Annotated in this window: 19 protein-coding genes and 2 pseudogenes; 10 read left to right on the top strand and 11 right to left on the bottom strand. The window is 46.5% G+C overall.

The window, feature by feature from the left end:
• Positions 1-132: 132 nt before the first annotated feature.
• The 5 genes and pseudogenes from ACQ4M5_RS16585 to ACQ4M5_RS16565 form a co-directional block, all read left to right on the top strand.
• The gene (locus ACQ4M5_RS16585; protein ID WP_430676751.1) at positions 133-621 is read left to right on the top strand and encodes a Mu transposase domain-containing protein; all 489 of its coding nucleotides are present in this window, start codon (positions 133-135) and stop codon (positions 619-621) included.
• 15 nt (positions 622-636) lie between these two features.
• Positions 637-1266 carry an ATP-binding protein gene (locus tag ACQ4M5_RS16580; RefSeq protein WP_430676750.1) on the top strand — a complete coding sequence of 210 codons (630 nt, stop codon included), beginning with the start codon at positions 637-639 and terminating at the stop codon, positions 1264-1266.
• Complete coding sequence (locus ACQ4M5_RS16575) at positions 1218-1421, top strand: ATP-binding protein (RefSeq protein WP_430676749.1); 204 nt, start codon at positions 1218-1220, stop codon at positions 1419-1421. The genes ACQ4M5_RS16580 and ACQ4M5_RS16575 overlap by 49 nt, the downstream gene beginning before the upstream one ends.
• 210 nt (positions 1422-1631) lie before the next feature.
• Positions 1632-1916, top strand: a pseudogene (locus tag ACQ4M5_RS16570) (transposase); the annotation flags it as partial.
• Positions 1917-2091: 175 nt separating this feature from the next.
• Positions 2092-2223 (top strand): annotated as a pseudogene (locus ACQ4M5_RS16565) (IS5/IS1182 family transposase); the annotation flags it as partial.
• Between the two features lie 133 nt (positions 2224-2356).
• Here ACQ4M5_RS16565 and ACQ4M5_RS16560 read toward each other — a convergent pair.
• The 5 genes from ACQ4M5_RS16560 to ACQ4M5_RS16540 all read right to left on the bottom strand — a co-directional run bounded on the left by ACQ4M5_RS16560 (position 2357) and on the right by ACQ4M5_RS16540 (position 9275).
• On the bottom strand, positions 2357-5503 hold the full coding sequence (locus tag ACQ4M5_RS16560) for an efflux RND transporter permease subunit (RefSeq protein ID WP_430676748.1): 3147 nt from the start codon (positions 5501-5503) through the stop codon (positions 2357-2359).
• Between the two features lie 30 nt (positions 5504-5533).
• Positions 5534-6754 carry an efflux RND transporter periplasmic adaptor subunit gene (locus ACQ4M5_RS16555; RefSeq protein WP_430676747.1) on the bottom strand — a complete coding sequence of 407 codons (1221 nt, stop codon included), beginning with the start codon at positions 6752-6754 and terminating at the stop codon, positions 5534-5536.
• Between the two features lie 58 nt (positions 6755-6812).
• Positions 6813-8177, bottom strand: a complete 1365-nt coding sequence (locus ACQ4M5_RS16550; RefSeq protein ID WP_430676746.1) for an MATE family efflux transporter — start codon at positions 8175-8177, stop codon at positions 6813-6815.
• A gap of 270 nt (positions 8178-8447) precedes the next feature.
• Positions 8448-9011, bottom strand: coding sequence for a TetR/AcrR family transcriptional regulator (locus tag ACQ4M5_RS16545; RefSeq protein WP_430676745.1), 564 nt, complete (start codon positions 9009-9011; stop codon positions 8448-8450).
• A 48-nt stretch (positions 9012-9059) separates the two neighbouring features.
• A complete protein-coding gene (locus ACQ4M5_RS16540; protein WP_430676744.1) occupies positions 9060-9275 on the bottom strand; it encodes a hypothetical protein in 216 nt (71 codons plus the stop codon).
• Between the two features lie 580 nt (positions 9276-9855).
• Here ACQ4M5_RS16540 and ACQ4M5_RS16535 point away from each other — a divergent pair.
• The 3 genes from ACQ4M5_RS16535 to ACQ4M5_RS16525 are packed head-to-tail and all read left to right on the top strand — an operon-like array spanning position 9856 to position 10962.
• Positions 9856-10296 (top strand): hypothetical protein, encoded by a 441-nt coding sequence (locus ACQ4M5_RS16535; protein WP_430676753.1) that lies wholly within the window; start codon positions 9856-9858, stop codon positions 10294-10296.
• On the top strand, positions 10220-10549 hold the full coding sequence (locus tag ACQ4M5_RS16530) for a helix-turn-helix domain-containing protein (protein WP_430676743.1): 330 nt from the start codon (positions 10220-10222) through the stop codon (positions 10547-10549). Before ACQ4M5_RS16535 ends, ACQ4M5_RS16530 begins: the two co-directional genes overlap by 77 nt.
• 26 nt (positions 10550-10575) lie before the next feature.
• Positions 10576-10962, top strand: a complete 387-nt coding sequence (locus ACQ4M5_RS16525) for an SDR family NAD(P)-dependent oxidoreductase (protein WP_430676742.1) — start codon at positions 10576-10578, stop codon at positions 10960-10962.
• 122 nt (positions 10963-11084) lie between these two features.
• Here the strand turns inward: ACQ4M5_RS16525 and ACQ4M5_RS16520 are convergent, their stop codons facing one another.
• Positions 11085-11309 (bottom strand): hypothetical protein, encoded by a 225-nt coding sequence (locus tag ACQ4M5_RS16520; protein WP_430676741.1) that lies wholly within the window; start codon positions 11307-11309, stop codon positions 11085-11087.
• A 36-nt stretch (positions 11310-11345) separates the two neighbouring features.
• Complete coding sequence (locus ACQ4M5_RS16515; RefSeq protein ID WP_430676740.1) at positions 11346-11495, bottom strand: hypothetical protein; 150 nt, start codon at positions 11493-11495, stop codon at positions 11346-11348.
• A 475-nt stretch (positions 11496-11970) separates the two neighbouring features.
• Here ACQ4M5_RS16515 and ACQ4M5_RS16510 point away from each other — a divergent pair, with 475 nt between their 5' ends.
• The gene (locus ACQ4M5_RS16510) at positions 11971-13260 is read left to right on the top strand and encodes a S1C family serine protease (RefSeq protein ID WP_430676739.1); all 1290 of its coding nucleotides are present in this window, start codon (positions 11971-11973) and stop codon (positions 13258-13260) included.
• 329 nt (positions 13261-13589) lie between these two features.
• On the opposite strand, the gene ACQ4M5_RS16505 is transcribed toward ACQ4M5_RS16510, so the two are convergent.
• The 3 genes from ACQ4M5_RS16505 to folK are packed head-to-tail and all read right to left on the bottom strand — an operon-like array spanning position 13590 to position 16084.
• Positions 13590-15023 (bottom strand): FAD-binding domain-containing protein, encoded by a 1434-nt coding sequence (locus ACQ4M5_RS16505; protein WP_430676738.1) that lies wholly within the window; start codon positions 15021-15023, stop codon positions 13590-13592.
• A gap of 3 nt (positions 15024-15026) precedes the next feature.
• Entirely contained in the window at positions 15027-15581 is a 555-nt protein-coding gene (locus ACQ4M5_RS16500; protein WP_430676737.1) for an NUDIX hydrolase, read from the bottom strand.
• A 32-nt stretch (positions 15582-15613) separates the two neighbouring features.
• The gene (gene folK / locus ACQ4M5_RS16495; protein WP_430676736.1) at positions 15614-16084 is read right to left on the bottom strand and encodes a 2-amino-4-hydroxy-6-hydroxymethyldihydropteridine diphosphokinase; all 471 of its coding nucleotides are present in this window, start codon (positions 16082-16084) and stop codon (positions 15614-15616) included.
• Positions 16085-16146: 62 nt separating this feature from the next.
• On the opposite strand from folK, the gene ACQ4M5_RS16490 reads away from it, so the two are divergent.
• Positions 16147-16707, top strand: coding sequence for a Uma2 family endonuclease (locus ACQ4M5_RS16490; RefSeq protein WP_430676735.1), 561 nt, complete (start codon positions 16147-16149; stop codon positions 16705-16707).
• On the opposite strand, the gene ACQ4M5_RS16485 is transcribed toward ACQ4M5_RS16490, so the two are convergent.
• Positions 16684-17307 (bottom strand): Uma2 family endonuclease, encoded by a 624-nt coding sequence (locus tag ACQ4M5_RS16485; protein ID WP_430676734.1) that lies wholly within the window; start codon positions 17305-17307, stop codon positions 16684-16686. The two genes, ACQ4M5_RS16490 and ACQ4M5_RS16485, sit on opposite strands and share 24 nt — an antisense overlap.
• Between the last annotated feature and the right edge of the window lies 1 nt (position 17308).

The raw sequence follows: 17308 nt of genomic DNA, 5'->3' as shown, positions 1-17308 counted from the left end.
ACCCAACATGCTAAACACGGCATCATAGAGGCGAGGAGCATTTTCCATAGCAGTAATTTAGTTTGATGTGGTAATCCACTAGATTACGGGATTTTGCTCCTCTCCTCCAGTTTTGTCAGTCAACCAGACTCTGTGCCTTACTGGTATGTGCAACGCGAAGTCCAGGTGAAGATATCTGAGCATCTGATTGAAGTCTTTCACGACCATCAGCGCATTGCGGTGCATGAACGCTCACGAGTGCAATATCGACATTCCACCGTGGATGAACACATGCCTCCAGAACATTGGGCATATAAGCGCCAATCGAAGGAGCGCTTTCTCGCTTGGGCAGACCAGATTGGTCCACACACTCGCACTCAGGTCGAAGCTATTTTCAATACCAAAGCGCACGAAGAACAAGCATTTCGGTCAATTCGAGGCATTCAACGACTGGCAACGACTCCTGGAACCCAACGTCTCGAAGCCGCTTGTCGTCGAGCCAACGCCTTTGGCATGGTGGGCTTGCGACGATTACGCTCGATTTTAGCCACACGCCTTGATACGGCAGCCGTTGAATCTGAACCCGTTGCAACACAACCGATTGAACACACTAACCTGCGCGGCGCTCAGTACTATCATTAACCTTAACTTTGAACTATGACCTCTTTTGTTACTGAACAATTGAAAGCAATGCGGCTTGTCGGAATGCTCGATGCTTGGATGGAGCAACGCAACAGTCCGACCTATCACGATTTAAGCTTTGAAGACCGATTCACCCTGCTGCTGGAACGCGAACACCTGCATCGCTCACAGATGCGTCTCCAGCGCCGATTAAGGCAAGCTCAACTCTCGACGACCGCTCATCTCAGTGATATCGATTTTACGGTCCCACGCGGGTTGTCGAAGACAAAATTCTTAGAGCTAGCAGGCGGTAAGTGGGTGCAAGATCATCTTAACCTGATCATTGTGGGAGCGACCGGAGTAGGCAAAACGTTTCTCTCCTCCGTATTAGCAGATCAGTTCTGTACATTGGGACATTCCGTGCGCTACTTCAAGTGTGCAGACTTGCTGATGGAACTCAAATTTGCCAAAGTCGATGGCTCATTTCGGCGATTGCAGCAACAGATCGCGGCATTTGAGTTGCTCATCCTGGATGATTGGTTGAGAGATGCCGTGTTGCCTGACCAGGCTCGCGGTCGCCTTTGGCGCAGCGAAGCTCCCTATTGGACTTACTCGATGTGCGTTACCGAACGGCTTCGTGTTTGTTCGCCACTCAACTGCCTGTGAATCAATGGCATTCGCAGATTCAAGACCCAACTTTAGCGGATGCCATGCTTGACCGGATTGTGCATGATTCGATTCGCCTAGTTCTCAAAGGCGAGTCGATGCGAAAACTCACGAGTAAAGTCAATGCCAATTCCGATAGCATTGACGTAGAGTGATTTTGCTGTCATTCCTTTTTCGCTTGATGTCTGTGTTGTTTTTGCAGACATCTCGCATTCACATGACTGTTTCTCAAACTGATTACCCAGTAAAAACATTTGCTATCTTTGCCTGGTTCAGTTACGCTATCTCTAGACCTGCCGAAGTTGTGTGAGAATCACCTGCCGAAGTTCGGTGAGAATTGGGTGCCGAAGTTGTGAAAATACGCACAAGTCAGCACCGATGGCGCGTATGACCATCGCCACTGCTACGACGAGATTACAGAACGGGGAGCCAAGCCTGTGATTCCCCCGCGCAAAGATGCGGTGATTTGGCAACATGGCAATCGTAACGCTCCACCGCATCCAAGAGACGAGAACCTGCGCTACATTCGCAAACACGGGCGGAAAAAGTGGAAACGCGATTCCGGCTATCATCGCCGCTCACTCGCCGAAACCACGATGTTTCGCTTTAAGAGGGTGTTTGAAAAGTATAGGAAGATGCTTCACTTCGATGCCATTTCGCCCGTGATTGGAAATCACGGTCTATCGGAACAAAGTCCACTGAAGGGGACTGAAAGCCAGTTACAGCAAACTCTTCAGTCTGTTTCAACAGACTTCGTTCCGATAGCCCCGAATTCTATTCGAGGGGCGATTGATGCGATGAACGACTACTTTTCAAACACCCTCTAAGACCATCTTTGGCGGCAACCTCCAGTCGCGTCGGTTTGACAATCAAACTGCAGAGCTACTGATCAAATGTGCGGCACTGAATCGCATGATTCAGATTGCTAAACCCGATAGCTATCGAGTTGAAGCTTAATCTCGACTTCCCGCAATCCCAGAACAGTCACTTTCTCGATTCATGCAACAAAGCCGATCCGACTAAAAATAGCCAACTGCCGATCGTGAAACTATCAACGGGTTTCATTCACCAATTACCTCTCTAAATAAAATCAACGAAACAGAAAGCGCCGCTGCAAACGTTTAGGAAAATCCCTCACGTATCGGGGCAGTTGATCACGAATAGCTGTGATGAGGATATAAAGAACAGGAACTACACACAGACTCAGAAACATCGAAACTAAGGTTCCACCGAAAACAGTTGTACCCAGAGATAAACGACTCAGAGAACCTGCGCCACTTGCGACCAGTAATGGATAGTTACCCATTAATCCAGCAAACGTCGTCATCAAAATTGCACGTAATCGAGCTTGTGCAGCATGAATTGCAGCTTCTCGAATCGATTCACCTTCTTCTCGTAACTGATTCGCAAATTCAACAATCAAAATAGCGTTCTTACTAGCCAGTCCAATCAGCATCACTAAACCAATCTGGCAATACACATCATTGGGAAAGCCGCGAATCGATTGCGCCAGCAATGCGCCTAAAACTGCTAACGGAACTGATAACAAGATAATGAGTGGATCGATAAAGTTTTCATACTGAGCCGCCAAAATCAGAAAGACAAAGATCAGTCCCAAGCCAAAGATAATCGGAGCCTGACCACTAGACTCAATTTCTTCGAGTGAAATGCCTGACCATTCAAAGCTCATTGTTCTAGGTAGTACCTCTGTCGCCAGACGTTCCATTGCTTGGATAGCTTGACCGGAACTATATCCTGGTGCAGCCATCCCGTTAATTTCGATCGAGCGGAACAAGTTATAGTGAGAAATCGTTTGTGCCCCAGTCGTCGGAGTCACAATAACGAGATTGCTCATCGGAATCATTTCGCCATTTCTAGAGCGAACGTATAACTTACCGATATCGTCAGGATTGTTCCGAAACTGCTGGTCTGCTTGCACATAGACCCGATAAGTGCGCCCCAGTGTGTTGAAGTCGTTAACGTAACGCGAACCTAAGAAGATTTGTAAGGTATTGAGAATGTCGTTCACTTCGACCTGCAAGGTCTTAGCGCGATCGCGATCAATTTCAATCAGTTTCTGGGGTGCGTTAGCGGTATAGGTGCTAAACACATCTCGTAATCCTGGCGTTTTATTCGCACGGGCGATGAGTTCGTCTCTGGCTTGCACTAATGTATTGAGATCATTGCCGCCTCGGTCTTGCAACTGAAACACAAAGCCACCAACGCTACCGAGTCCCTGAATTGCGGGTGGATTAATGGCGAATACACTCGCTTCCTGAATTTGAGCCGCACTGGTCTGAATCTGTCCGAGAATACTTTGAGCCGACTGGTTTGGATCGTTGCGTTGCTCCCACGGCTTTAGTGTGACAAACGATAGACCACTATTGGCAATGTTGCCTGAAAATCCAACGCCGCCCAGCGAGAAGGTACTTCCCACACCAGGAATTTTGAGTGTTTGTTGATCAAGTTGTTGAATAGTTTTACCTGTGAAGTCTTGCGTTGTGCCTTCCACTCCCTGCACGATCGACATCAAGAAACCCTGATCTTCATCAGGCAGAAAGGCAGTAGGAACAGAGGTATAAAGCCAAGTAGTGATTCCAAGTGATGCAACAAACAAAGCTAAGACAAGATATTTCAATCGAGTGAATAAATGCAGCGATCGCTGATATCCTGCTCGAATCCATTCGATCCCATGATTGACCAACCTAAGGGTGCGACCTAACCAACCTCTAGAAGTTTGTCTTGGTCGTAGCAATAAGGCAGAAAGAGCGGGAATGAGAGTTACTGCTAGGAAACTGGAAAGAATCACAGAAAAAGCGATCGTTAACGCAAACTGTTTGTATAACTGCCCAGTGACACCAGGGAAAAATGCAACTGGAATGAAAACCGCTAACAGTACAAGTGAACCAGAAATCACTGAGCCAAATAGTTCTCGCATCGCTTTAACGGCTGCATCTAGCGGAGACAGTCCTTCATCTTGAATGGAATGTGTGATGCTTTCGACGACTACGATCGCATCATCCACGACGGTTCCGATCGCAAGCGTTAAACCAAACAGAGTCAGCGTGTTCAAAGAGAAGTTGAAGATTTTAACAAATGCGAATGTTCCAATCAGTGTAATTGGAATCGTTAAAGCTGGAATCAACATCGTTCGCCAATCTTGCAGAAAGATGAAGATGACCAAGATGACCAGCAAGATTGATTCAAATAGGGTTTGAATCACCTCATTACGAGATGCCACGATGAACAAGGTGGGGTCATAAGCGATCGAATAGTTCAATCCGGGCGGGAAGCTTTTGGACAGCCGTTTCATTTCAGCTTTGACTCGGTTCGCAACTTCCAGTGCATTACTTCCTGGAAATTGTTTGATATCGTAGCCCACCGCTTCTTTACCGCTGTAGCGGGCAAATGAATTGTAGCTTTCGGCTCCAAGTTCAGCGCGTCCCACATCTCGTAAACGAACGATCGTGCCGTTGGTTTCTGACTTGAGAATGATGTTCTCGAATTCAGACGCATCGCGCAATCGACCCACAGCTTGCAAGTCGATTTGAAATTGCTGATCGATTGCTGGTGCTTGTCCAATTCGCCCAACGCCGACTTGAATGTTTTGCTCTTGAATCGCTTGTGTGACATCTGCGGCGGTCAATCCACGATTTGCAAGTTGGATCGGGTCGAGCCAGATTCTCATTGCATATTTGCGTTCTCCATAAGGAGTCAAGGAACCCACACCTGGAATTTGCCTCAGTGTGTCCAAGACGTATAAATCTGCATAGTTACTTAGAAAAACATTATCATACTGATCGCTATATAATCCGATGCTAAGCGCGATCGCACTTGATTGTCGAGTTACGCTCACCCCAATTTGCCGGACTGCCTCTGGTAATTGAGGTTCCGCCAAAGCGACTCGGTTTTGTACATCAACCGCAGCAATGTCCTGGTTATAACCTTGCTGAAACGTGACAATGATTGTGCTAGTTCCATCATTGCTACTGGTAGAGTTCATATAGCGCATTCCTGGTGCGCCGTTAATTTGGCGTTCCAGAACGGCTGTAACAGTTTCTTCCACGACTTGAGCGGTTGCTCCGACGAAGCTAGAGGTAACAACGACTTGTGGAGGACTGATGTTGGGATACTGCTCCACGGGGAGAGTCGGAATACTGATTAGCCCAGCTAGTGTAATGACGATCGCGCAAACGATCGAGAAAACGGGACGTTTGATGAAGATTTGAGAGAACATAGTCGATTAAATTGCACTTCAAATTCTGGTTTATGATCCAGCAGTAATCGTTGCTCCATCTGATAGCTGTAACAAGCCTGTTGTGGCGATTTGGTCGCCTGGTTTTAATCCTTCTAAAATCTGATACTGGTTGCCTTCGATCGCGCCTAATTTCACGGGACGCTGACGCACCACCAAGCCTGTTTTGTCCTGTTCTGCAACAAAAACAAACGGTTGACCCGCAATCCGAGAAATCGCAACGGTCGGAACTTTCACACCCGATCGCTGTTTCCAAATGACTCTGGCACGAATTGATTTATCAGTCCGAAGTTCACGACTAGGATTGTTCAATCGCGCTTTGATCAAAATAGATTGAGTGTTAGCAGAAACATTCGGTGCAATAAAGAAGACTTCGCTCGTACCAATTTTCTGGCCTTGAGCATCCAGAAGCTCGATCGAGGTTCCAATTTGAACATCACGAGAACGATCCGCAGGAATAGAAATATTGACCTCTAGGTTGGCGTTTTGAGTGATGGTTGCCAATCGAGTACTTGTATCGACAACATCACCCGATTTAACTGGAATCTCCCCGATCGTGCCGTCAAACGGGGCAACAACGGTGAAATTGTCCAATTGAGCAGATTCTTGACGAGTGTTTGCTTGAGCTTGTTGAATGGTGCGTTGAGCGCGAGTAATTGCAGATTGTTGAGCTTCGATTTGAGCATCTACGGCAGCCAATCCCGCTCTAGCAACTTCCAGACGATTCGAGTATTCATCGAGCGTTTGTTGGCTAACGGCTCCAGATTGGCGCAAACTGGCAAAGCGATCGCGCTGTTGTTGGCTAAATCTCAGATTAGCCACTCGCTCTGACCGTTCAGCTTGAAAAGTCCTGAGTGTTGCCTGTGCCGCATCCAATTCTGCTTCTGCCGTTGATACCGCCGCAAGAGAGCCTTGCACGATCGCTTCTTGCTGCACTCTATCAATTTGCAGAATCGGTGTCCCTGCTTTTACCTGATCTCCTGATCGCACAAAAATACGAGCAACTTTACCCGGAACACGCGGCTGCAAATTCACCGATTCTCGCGATTGGAGTTGAGCGACAAACTCAGAGCTATCTCGCACCGTACTCTGTTCAACGGTTGCAAGTCGAACGGAAATTGCTTGAGGTGCGCCAGCTTGTACGGTAGGTTCACCCGAACGACAGGCGCTAAGAAGTGAAATTGCAACGATCGAGAGCAATACTTTATTCAATGGGCAGACGTAGAAAGTCATAGTTCATCTCCCTGATGAGAGAATGCTAATGATGACAGAAACAATCAACTAAACAGCCTTACCAGTTCTTAGACATTAATCTCCGAAATCGCCATGAATATGCGATCGATGCCGCAGCGAGTCCGACGTAGGTTCCAATCCAAATCCCCACACCCGACAAAGGCGTATGAAATCCTAATAGATAGCTTGTCGTCAGACCGACTCCCCAGTAGGCTCCCGTTCCTAGCAGCATTGGGATTCGAGTGTCCTGCAATCCTTGTAGAACGCCATTTGCCGTTCGTTGAATGCTATCGAAAATGAGTCCAAAAGCAGCAACTTTTATCAGCGAAACAGCAATATTCACAGCCTCTAGATTTGCTGGGTTATTCAGGTCAAGATAGAATCCGACAATTTGACGAGGAAAAGTAAACAACAGGATTCCAGTCATCAGCATAAATGTTACTGCCGATCCAAGACTCACGACTGCTGCTTGTTGAATTTGCTTTTTATCTCGTTGTCCGAACCATTGCCCGACTCGAACTGTTGCAGCAAAGGACATTCCTAATGGAACCATGAACAAAACAATTACAGTTTGCTGTGCCACCTGATTTGCTGCCAGGACAGGAGTTCCGAGTGCTCCCATAAAAAAGGTAACGACCGCGTACAATCCATACTCCAAGACAGCAGCAATCCCGATCGGTCCACCGACCCAAAGTAGTTGTTGAACTATCTTCGGCTCCAATCGATGGATTGTTTGAAATAGCGAGTACTGGCGCAGAGGTTTGTGCCAAAGCATATAAACGAGTAACGATACAAACATGATCCAATGAGCACCAATACTCGCGATCGCTAATCCTGTAATTCCCAGTGCTGGAAATCCCAGTTTCCCAAACGCGAGAATATAGTTGCCAACTGCATTAAACAGCGTTGCAGCCAGCACAATGAGCATTACCGGACGCGCCTGCGAAAGTGAAACAATACAGCCTCTCAATGTGGCAAATGCGATCGCGGGAAATAATCCCCAAGCCATTACATTTAAATAGTGATCTGCCAGTGTCACGGTTGTTTCCGCTTGTCCCATCTGACGCATCAATCCATCGAAATGAGCCAGAATTAGCATTCCTGGAATTGACAACACCAACGCGATCCATAAACCTTGACGAGTGAGTTGCCCAATACGTTGTGTTTGTCCAGATCCATAAGCTTCTGCCACCAATGGACTCACACCAGAAATTAATCCCACTCCCGTCATCATGAACGCCATAAACACGATCGTGCCTAATCCACCTGCTGCAAGGACATCTTGCCCTAACCATCCCATCATTACCGTATCGACCAATCCAGTCGCAGCCTGAGCCACCTGAGCGCTTACGAGCGGGATTGCGAGCTTAAGAAATTTTCGGACTTCCGTTTGAACACTGAGCCGACTTGAAATGCCTGTCATAATCTGAACCAAACACTAGGGTGAATAAATTGACCATCAAACTTGCGGAAAACAGAGACAGTGCAAAATGACAGCAATTCAAATCGTGCTGTTTAAAGGTTTAGATAGAGCTAAACAATGAAAACTAAGACTGTAATGTTGCTTGAGTCACGATCGCAGTCATGGCAAATTTAACTGAACTCACGATCGCAGTGCGATGAACTGTCCCTAGAGCTTTCCTCTAGAGCTACAAGAATTGATTCCATTGCCACAGAAGCTTGATTCAATGGGTCAAGGTTGAGCCAGCTTTAAGGCAGTTTCAATGACTTGCGATCGCAACGGATCTCGCAGCGGCGCAAAATCATGTAAATGTGTCAGCCATAAACCATCCATTGCCAACCGAATCATCGTCGCAACTGCTGGATCTAGCCCACTAGAAAGGATCTTCGTGTGGCACTCTTCCCAAAACTCCCGCATGGGCTTTAACAATTCAGGATTCGTAAAGTTTGCAGCCAGGAGATTAAAGTGAAGCTCGTAGTTTTCTTGATCATCGAGCGCTGTAGCTCGGATATAAGCTCTCGCCCAGTGTCCCGGAATTTGAGGATCTGGATCGCTTGCTAGTTCCTGGTTCAAAGCTTCAACAAACTTATCTAACGCTTGCTGAACCATTCCCGCAATTAAGGCTTCCTTGTTGGGAAAATGATGCAGGAGTCCGCCCTTGCTGACACCTGCTTCTGAAGCGACTGCATCTAACGTCAGCGCCTCAACTCCATGTGTAACGACTACTTTGTTCGCAGCCGCCAGCAAATCGCTCGGTTGGATAGACTTTGAGCGAGATCGTTTTGTCGAAACCATGAGCTTCAAACCTACAGATGATAGAACGCTTGCTGAATTTCATCAGGATCATACTTTTTCCCATGAAACAGCAAGACGGAACGCTTGATCGGTGTAACTGATCATCAATTGAATGATATTGCCATCTTTACCTCCCTGATGTTCATTAAATACATCCAAAACCGTCTGGTTGGTCGGAATATCTACAGGATACCGTCTGGTTGGTCGGAAGTCAAGAACAAGATTCTCCGATCGGTTCCAATCCAAACAACTTGCGGCTTTCATTCAAACCCAAGAACCTGCTATCAAAGGCTTTGAAAAGCGCATCCTCAACAGGATGCGCCAATTTTACGACATACCCTCATTCTAAAATTGTGTCATCTGGAGAAATCGGTTTCATCGATCGCAACCCTCATCTTTCTTCCCTATTTTCCTGCATTCAAGAAGAGTTGCTCAGATCAGGCAAAGCGTTATTAAGGAAACTAGGATAGAACAACAGCAATGGACGGGGAACAGTCTGATCCAGAACAACCTAACAAAATTGCTAGGTTAAAATCTACGGTTCTGAGGAGTTTACTCATTTCTCTTTTACAGGTCAATGTTTTTCTGAAGGCAACAGTTCATGGGAAGTCGGCAGTCACCCTGCGAACTGAACGAACAACTAGAATTGCTCCAGTCCTTCCTGAGCGGTCAATCGAGGTCGTGATTCATTTGTAGGAGAACTCTAATGGGAAATGCACGATCGTTGAATGGAACATCGTAACAGTTTGAATCAGGCTAGTTTGATCGAACCCATGACCGTCATTCATCCAACGCAATGGGTTGCTAACTTGTAGCTTCTAATCGATATCCGGGGAGAATGTCTATGCTTCATCATTCATCTCTGAACATTAATCCAATCAGAGAGCAGGAACTGTTGCGAATTCTCCCTTGTATTCCCCGAGCGAGCAGCTTTCAGCTTCACTGGAAACATCTCAACATCGCCTACTATCATCTTCCATCTGTTGATTGTCCTGAGCATACGCTATCGAAACACGTCATTAGTCTCAATCTGGGCAGGTCTGTTCGTCTAGAACGCACGATCGATCATCAAGTCGAAAGCGATCGCTTTTCTGAAGGTGATATCCTCTGCATCAATCCCGCAGGACTTTACCGCACCATTCGCGTGAGTGATCCCTCTCAAATTCTGCATCTGTATTTAGAACCTGAATTTGTCAGTCATTGGAAAGATGCAGCAGCAAGCGGATGGATTCAGTCAATCAAAGCTACAAGTTGCGATCGACTATATCCACGCTCATCTCGATGAAGACCTTTCGATTGGGACTTTAGCGCAACTGGTACAAATCAGTTCCTACTATTTTGTGCGTCTATTCAAACAATCGATGGGGTTAACGCCTCACGCCTACATTGTTCGACAACGGTTAGAACGCGCTAAACAGTTGGTGAAAACGACAAATTTATCGATCGCGGAAATTGCCTACCGTACAGGCTTTTGTCATCAAAGTCGATTCGCAACTGTATTCCGTCAATATCTGCGTATCTCTCCTAGTGCCTATTGAGAGCAGCAGTAACTTTCTATGGATGAGTGCAAGATTCAGCAAGATTCGGGCAAGAAACGGAAAGACATAGCGCGGCGAGTCACTTTAATATTTTCTTAAGCTTTTGCGCAGAACGGTTAGGACGTGAGGGAGCAACAGTTGCTCTAACTTATGCAGGCAATCGAGACAAAGCTGAAGCAGTGGTCGCAACGCTCAAAGGCTTTGGAGTTGATGCACTTGCTATTCAATCGGATATCAGCAACATTGCAGAAACGCGATCGCTGTTTGAAAAAGTAATTCAAGCTTTTGGTCAGGTCGGTATCGTAGTCAACAATGTTGGCGTTTCAGTCTACAAGCCTACTGTCGATATCACTGAGGCTGACTTCGACAAAGTATTCAACACGAATGCGAAAGGAACATTCTTTGCCCTGTAAGCGGCTGCACAGCACTCATCATCGTCTCGAATAATTACTTCAATACTTGCCATCATTCTGACTCCGACCGACTCTAAGATTGACTTGTTGTGATCTTAGCGACTTCTCACATCATCAACCGATTATTTAGAGGTGGACAAAATATAGAACAGCTTCGCTTCGATGCTTTGCAGCCTCGCTTTGCGTCCGCCTCCCCGTGCCCGGTTGCGTTCAGGCTTCGCCGCAATCCGACTGGCTTCATCCGCTTGTTCAAAGCTGGGTAACAAAGCATCAAAGGCTTTGCGATTCAGCCCGGTTAACGCTCGCAGCAATCGGTCTTGGTTCAAGGCGCGTTTAAGATTGAGCATGAGACTGAGTTGACTGATTCTTCAATACATTATCCTCTATTCCCCAGCAACTCTACTATCTACCCAGGCTTGGGCTTCGACTTGCTGAAACAGGCGGCGAAAAGTGGACGATGAAGGCAGCAGTTTGGTATCGGGTTCCAACTTCAGTAACGAGCCGATCTGTTTTAATTGTTCTATGAGGGTCATGGACTGATAGGTATTGTGATTTCAGTCCATCCTCATTTTCTTTCACTCACAATGAAACTACCCTGCCAGATCCCCCAGAATGGGGTAGGGCAGATTCTCTAAAGGAAGTGAAATCTCTGTAGTCCTATAAGTTCGTTGAGCATCAAAATATCAGCAACAGAACAATGCAGGTTCTAGAAATTTTCTTCTACTAGAGAATCAACCCTACTCAGAATGGGGGACTTAGGGGCTGAAGCCGATTCAACCGAAGCAAAAACGACTTGTGTATACACAGTAGAACTTGGGGGCTGGGGGCTTTCTAGAAGCGTCCTGACTGAAATAATTGCGCCTATATTTTCTCAAATTTCATCCTTCTATAGGCAGACTTGGAAATCTAGATGTATAATCAGCGAACCCTACCCGGTTGATGCTAGAACGCTCAAGACCCGGATGATTTGGACGTTCTAGCGAATTCGTCCTTCATGTTCTAAATTCTATGAATCAAACCCGCATTTGGAATGTTGTGTTGGTTGGTTTGTTTTGGTGGCTGACGCTGCAAGCTCCAAGTTTAAGCGAGCCGCAAGGTGCTTCTCATGAATCTGCAAAAATTGAAATTGCCCGAATTCGATCGGGTGTGTTGCCTGGAGTGATTATTGGTGGACATCACGAAGGCTGGCTAAATATTGTTCAACAGCGCTACACCGCATCGAGTGAACGGGACGATCGCTTTGAAGAATCGGCTCGGTATCTAATCGAAGATGAATTGGTGCAAGCGGGATTGAATGTTGCGCGATCGCAGCCGAGTTCTGTGTTTGAAGAAGCGGTGAATGATACGGAACCCGGACGATTTTTGATCGGTGGCACGATGACGAAGGCGCGATTGAATTCGTATCAATCCTGGTTTAAAGGCGATCGAACTCAGGATGAACGGACGATCCGATGGGAATTGTTCGATCGACATCGTGCAAAAGTAGTCTATCGCCAGGAAGTTGCTGGAAATGCTGAGGCAGAAGGGATTGATAATCCAGCCGCAACTTATGAAGCGATCCGAGCAAGCATTAAACAACTTTTGACAGAACCGACCTTTTTAGCGGCATTAAATTCACCAGGAGCGGAAACGGTGAGTCCTGCTCGATATGAAGTGGCAGCTTTGGCAGTCTCGGATCAGCCGATGTCGATCGCGCAATTAACCGGGCGCAGTGTTTCTTCGATCGTGCGAATTCGGACGAGCAGTGGTCGGGGTAGTGGATTTTTGATTGACTCTTCTGGGTTGGTGATTACCAATCATCATGTGGTGGGTTCTGCATTTACGGTGAATGTGGATTTGTATGATGGCAGTACACGAATTGGGCGAGTGTTACGGCGTGATCCAGAACTGGATGCGGCTTTGGTGCAATTGGAAGGAGGCACAATAGATATTTCTGGATTGCCAGTGTGTCAAACCAATGCAGTTCGAGTTGGGGAATCGGTGATTGCGATCGGCAATCCTTTATCACTGTCAAACAGTGTGACTCAGGGGATTGTGAGCGGATTTCGATTAGATGGCGATCGACGGTTGATTCAAACCGATACTGCGATCAATCCTGGAAATAGCGGCGGACCATTGATGAATCGACAAGGTGCAGTGATTGGAATTGTGACCGAGAAGATTGCAAGTAAAGGGATTGAAGGACTGGGATTTGCATTACCGATCGATCAGGTTCTACATCGCTTGAATGTTGAGGTAAAAGGTGATCAAACCAAAACGGATCATTGTGGAAATCCAATGATGGCGATCGCATCTTGAGCAGGTTTGAGAAGGATAAAAAGCGGCTTTGCTGCGGTGCGAGTCCGCCCGGAAATGAATCTCCGGGCTAATGGAGGAAACCCCGCTGAAGCGGGCTAAGAGAGCAACACGGAGTTCTTAGCCCAGTTTAGTGGGCTTCCCCCGATTAGCCCGGAGATTCATTTCCGGGCGGGTGAATGCGATGAATGATTGCTTTTCAAACATCCTCTTAACTGAACGGTAAAAGGTTAGATTAAGACAGCTTCGAGCGGTAAAGACGCGAACCACAAAGCACTTAATGTTTGCACCACGCTTCGCGTCTCTTTTAACTTTCGTTAGTTGAAATCGAATCAATCGCCGCCACCGTCTCCGGTCGCTGCTTTCTGTGCTGCAAATCGTTCCTTAAATTTCCGCTGTTGAACATTGTGATCAATGATCGGCTTTGGATAGCCTGCTCGATCGCGTTCCTCCGGTGAAATATTGCCCGAAATCAAATCTGCCGTTTCCACGTGCCGCAATTCAGGCAAAAACTCCCGAATATATTCCGCATCTGCATCAAACTTTTTCGCCTGACTGGTCGGATTAAAGATCCTCAACGGTTTCGGGTCCATTCCGCTCGATGTACTCCACTGCCAGCCACCATTGTTAGAAGACAAATCGCCATCATACAATCGCTGCATAAAGTACTTTTCACCCAAGCGATAATCTACGAACAAATCCTTGGTGAGAAAGCTTGCCGTAATCATCCGAGAGCGATTGTGCATCCAAGCCGTTTCATTCATCTGACGAATTGCAGCATCAATGATCGGGAATCCCGTTCGCCCTTCGCACCAAGCCTGAAAATATTGCTCGTTATTGTCCCAGGGAAAATCTTTCAAAACCTTGCGATAAGCACCATCCGCAAGTTCAGGAAAGTGATACATTGCGTGTTGATAAAATTCACGCCAAGCAATTTCCTGACGATAAACGCGAATATCATCCGTATCGCCTCGATGTGCCGCATCCTCGATCGCGCTCCAAACGGTTCGCACTCCGATCACGCCAAACTTTAGAGCCGCACTGAGCAACGAAGTTCCAGGATGAGCCGGAAAATTTCGCTCTCCCTGATAGGAATAGATTGCATTCGAGCAGAATTCCTCTAATCGTTCTTGTGCTGCTTTTTCACCCGGATCAAGCACCAAAGGATTGTCCCAAACATAGCCCAGTTCTTTTGCAGAGGGGAGCGGAATCAATCCTTCTGCCTGTTCTCGCTCGGAATCGGTCAATCCTTCTACACCTGCTAAATCTGGAGGAGGAGCGGTCTTTTTCTGAAGGCTCCAATTCTTCCAGAACGGTGAATAAACCGTATAAGGCGAACCTGATCCCGATTTGATTTCTTCAGGTGAGTGCATTAACTGAGACCAAAACGTTTGCGTTTCGATTCCCATTGCATTCAATGAAGCAGTCACAGTTTGATCGCGATCGCGTCCATACGGTTCCACATCTTCATTCAGGAAAACTGCTTTTGCATTCAGCGATCGAGCTAATTTCGGAATGCCTTCTTTCGGATCAGCCTGAATAATCAGTAACTCGCTTCCCGCTGCTTTATAGCGCTCTTGCAACGATTCGAGACTTCCGATCAAATATTTTACTCGTGCAGGTGCAACATCATCTCGATCGAGAATCAACGGATCAAGACAAAAGACCCCGACAATTTTATTCGATCGTTCTTTTGCCGCAGCCAAACCCAAATTGTCCGAAATCCGCAGATCTCGACGATGCCAAAACAAAATTAAATCAGCCATAACTTAAGAATCAACCAACAGTGGACGTGCCAATAAGAAGCTCGAAATCGACTTAGAATCTGCAATATCTCCAGCGTAGATCGCAGATTCAACTTCTTGCGGAGTCATTAACACTGTCTCAATATCTTCGTCTTCATCTTGAGCGGGCGGATTCTCAACAGGAGTCGCTTCTGTCGCCAAAAACGCATAGATCACCTCATCCGAATAGCCCGGAGCTAAAAAGAACTCTCCCAGCTTTTTCCAATTCTCTGAAGCGTAGCCCGTTTCTTCCTGAACTTCTCGTTGTACGGTTTCGAGCGGATCTTCGCCTTGCTCTAATGTTCCCGCCGGAAATTCATATAACCTCCGCTGTACCGCGAACCGATACTGTTTCACCAGCACTAACTTGCCATCGGTTGTTACGGGGATCACTAACGCGCCGCCCGGATGTCGAATACATTCCCAGTCGCCTTCTGATTTGTTCGGCAATCTAAGGTTATTGACTTCAAAGTTAAACTTCCGTCCTTTGTACAAAAGACGCTGTTTGAGCAGTTGGGGAGGTTCTGATCCGAGGCGCATGACTCTGACAACAGTGAAGGGTAAAAAGAGACTTAGAGCTTTCTCACATCCGAAGCATCAACGGTTTGAAGCAGTTCAGCGATCGAACAATTCAATACCGGATGTTTCCAGTCGGGGGCAATCTCCGCCAATGGCACGAGGACAAAAGCGCGATCGCTCATCCGAGGATGGGGAATCTCAAGCGTCTCGGTTTGGAATACTACATCATCGACGAGGAGGATATCTAAGTCAAGAGTACGAGCATCCCATCTTTGATATCGCACCCGCCCAAATTCGGCTTCAAGCTGCTGAAGTTTCGTCAATAGCTCTAAAGGCTCTAGTTCGGTCTCAAGAATTGCTGCACCATTGATGTAATCTGGCTGAGAAGAACTACCCGGAAGCGTCACAGCTTTGGTTTGATACCAGGACGATCGAGCAATAATATTCTCGAATCGATTGAGTGCAGATTCTAGAATTGTTCGAGAATCGCCTAAATTACTGCCAAGCGCGATCGCATATTTCATCAGATGATCCTGTAAAACTTCCCTGCTATAGTCAAGAGTATCGCCGCACTCTGGACAAGCTGATGGTACATCCTGCATTCACCGAGATTACCGATGAAGAACTGATGCAAATGAGTTCTAAAAATCCTGAACTGCGATTTGAGCGTAACGCAGACGGGAGTTTAGTCACAATGCCACCAACTGGGGGAATTTCAGGAAATCGAGAGATCAAAGCAGGTGCTTATCTTCTAATTCATGTTGAGAAAAATGATTTAGGCGATGTTTTCAGTGCTAGTACTGGATTTCGATTATCAAATACTGCGGTTCGATCGCCAGATGCTGCATTTGTTGCGAAAGGTCGCTTACCCGAAGATTGGGATCAACAAGAGGACGAATTCATTTCAGTTGTGCCGGATTTTGTGATCGAGATTCGCTCTAAATCTGATTCGCTTGAAGGCTTGAAAGAAAAGATGCAGGAATATATCGAGAATGGGGTGAAATTGGGATGGTTAATCGATCGACAAAATAAAACGGCTTATGTCTATCGTGCAGATGGTTCGATCACACAATATCCTGAGTCAGCAACTTTAAGCGGTGAAGATGTTGTTCCAGGATTTACTTTAGCGTTGAAAATCTTGCTGTAACGGAAAGACGATCGACAAATCTAACCACAATTCCTCAAACTCAGGCAGCTTTACCTGCTCATTTGGTAAAGCAATTCGTTTCACTCGATAACCGAATTCGGATGCCGATTTTTGATAGGGTTCGCTGTACATTTCTAAAACTCGATCGATCAAATTAAAGATCCAATAATCTTTGATTCCGTTTTCTGCATACAGTTCTAACTTTGTCTCCTGGTCATACGTCAAAGACGAGTCCGAAATCTCGATCACTAGCAAGATAGCTTCTGGGCGAGGATGTCCGGAGAGATAATCATCAGGACGATTCTGAACGATCGCTAAATCGGGTTCTGGTTCACTATTCTTTGTTAAAGTGATCGGTGATTGATTTTGTAGCGTTGCCTGATCATTCAGCAAAGTGATGAATTGACGAATCAACCGAGTATTGCAGACTGAATGCGCTTTGCTTTTAGCACTCTTGTGAAACAACAGTCCTCGAATCAGTTCAACGCGATCGTCTTCCTGGAAAAATCCCAACTCGGTTAAGCGGTGATATTCCTCGATCGTGAACCGTTTCGGCATCGGTACATTCATCGCACAGCAAGCCTCGCGTACTCCTTGCATT

The organism is Leptolyngbya sp. AN10 (assembly GCF_050565645.1).
Lineage (GTDB): Bacteria > Cyanobacteriota > Cyanobacteriia > Leptolyngbyales > Leptolyngbyaceae > Leptolyngbya.
Note: the sequence above shows the minus strand (reverse complement) of the source record. Positions and strands in the feature narration are given on the sequence as shown.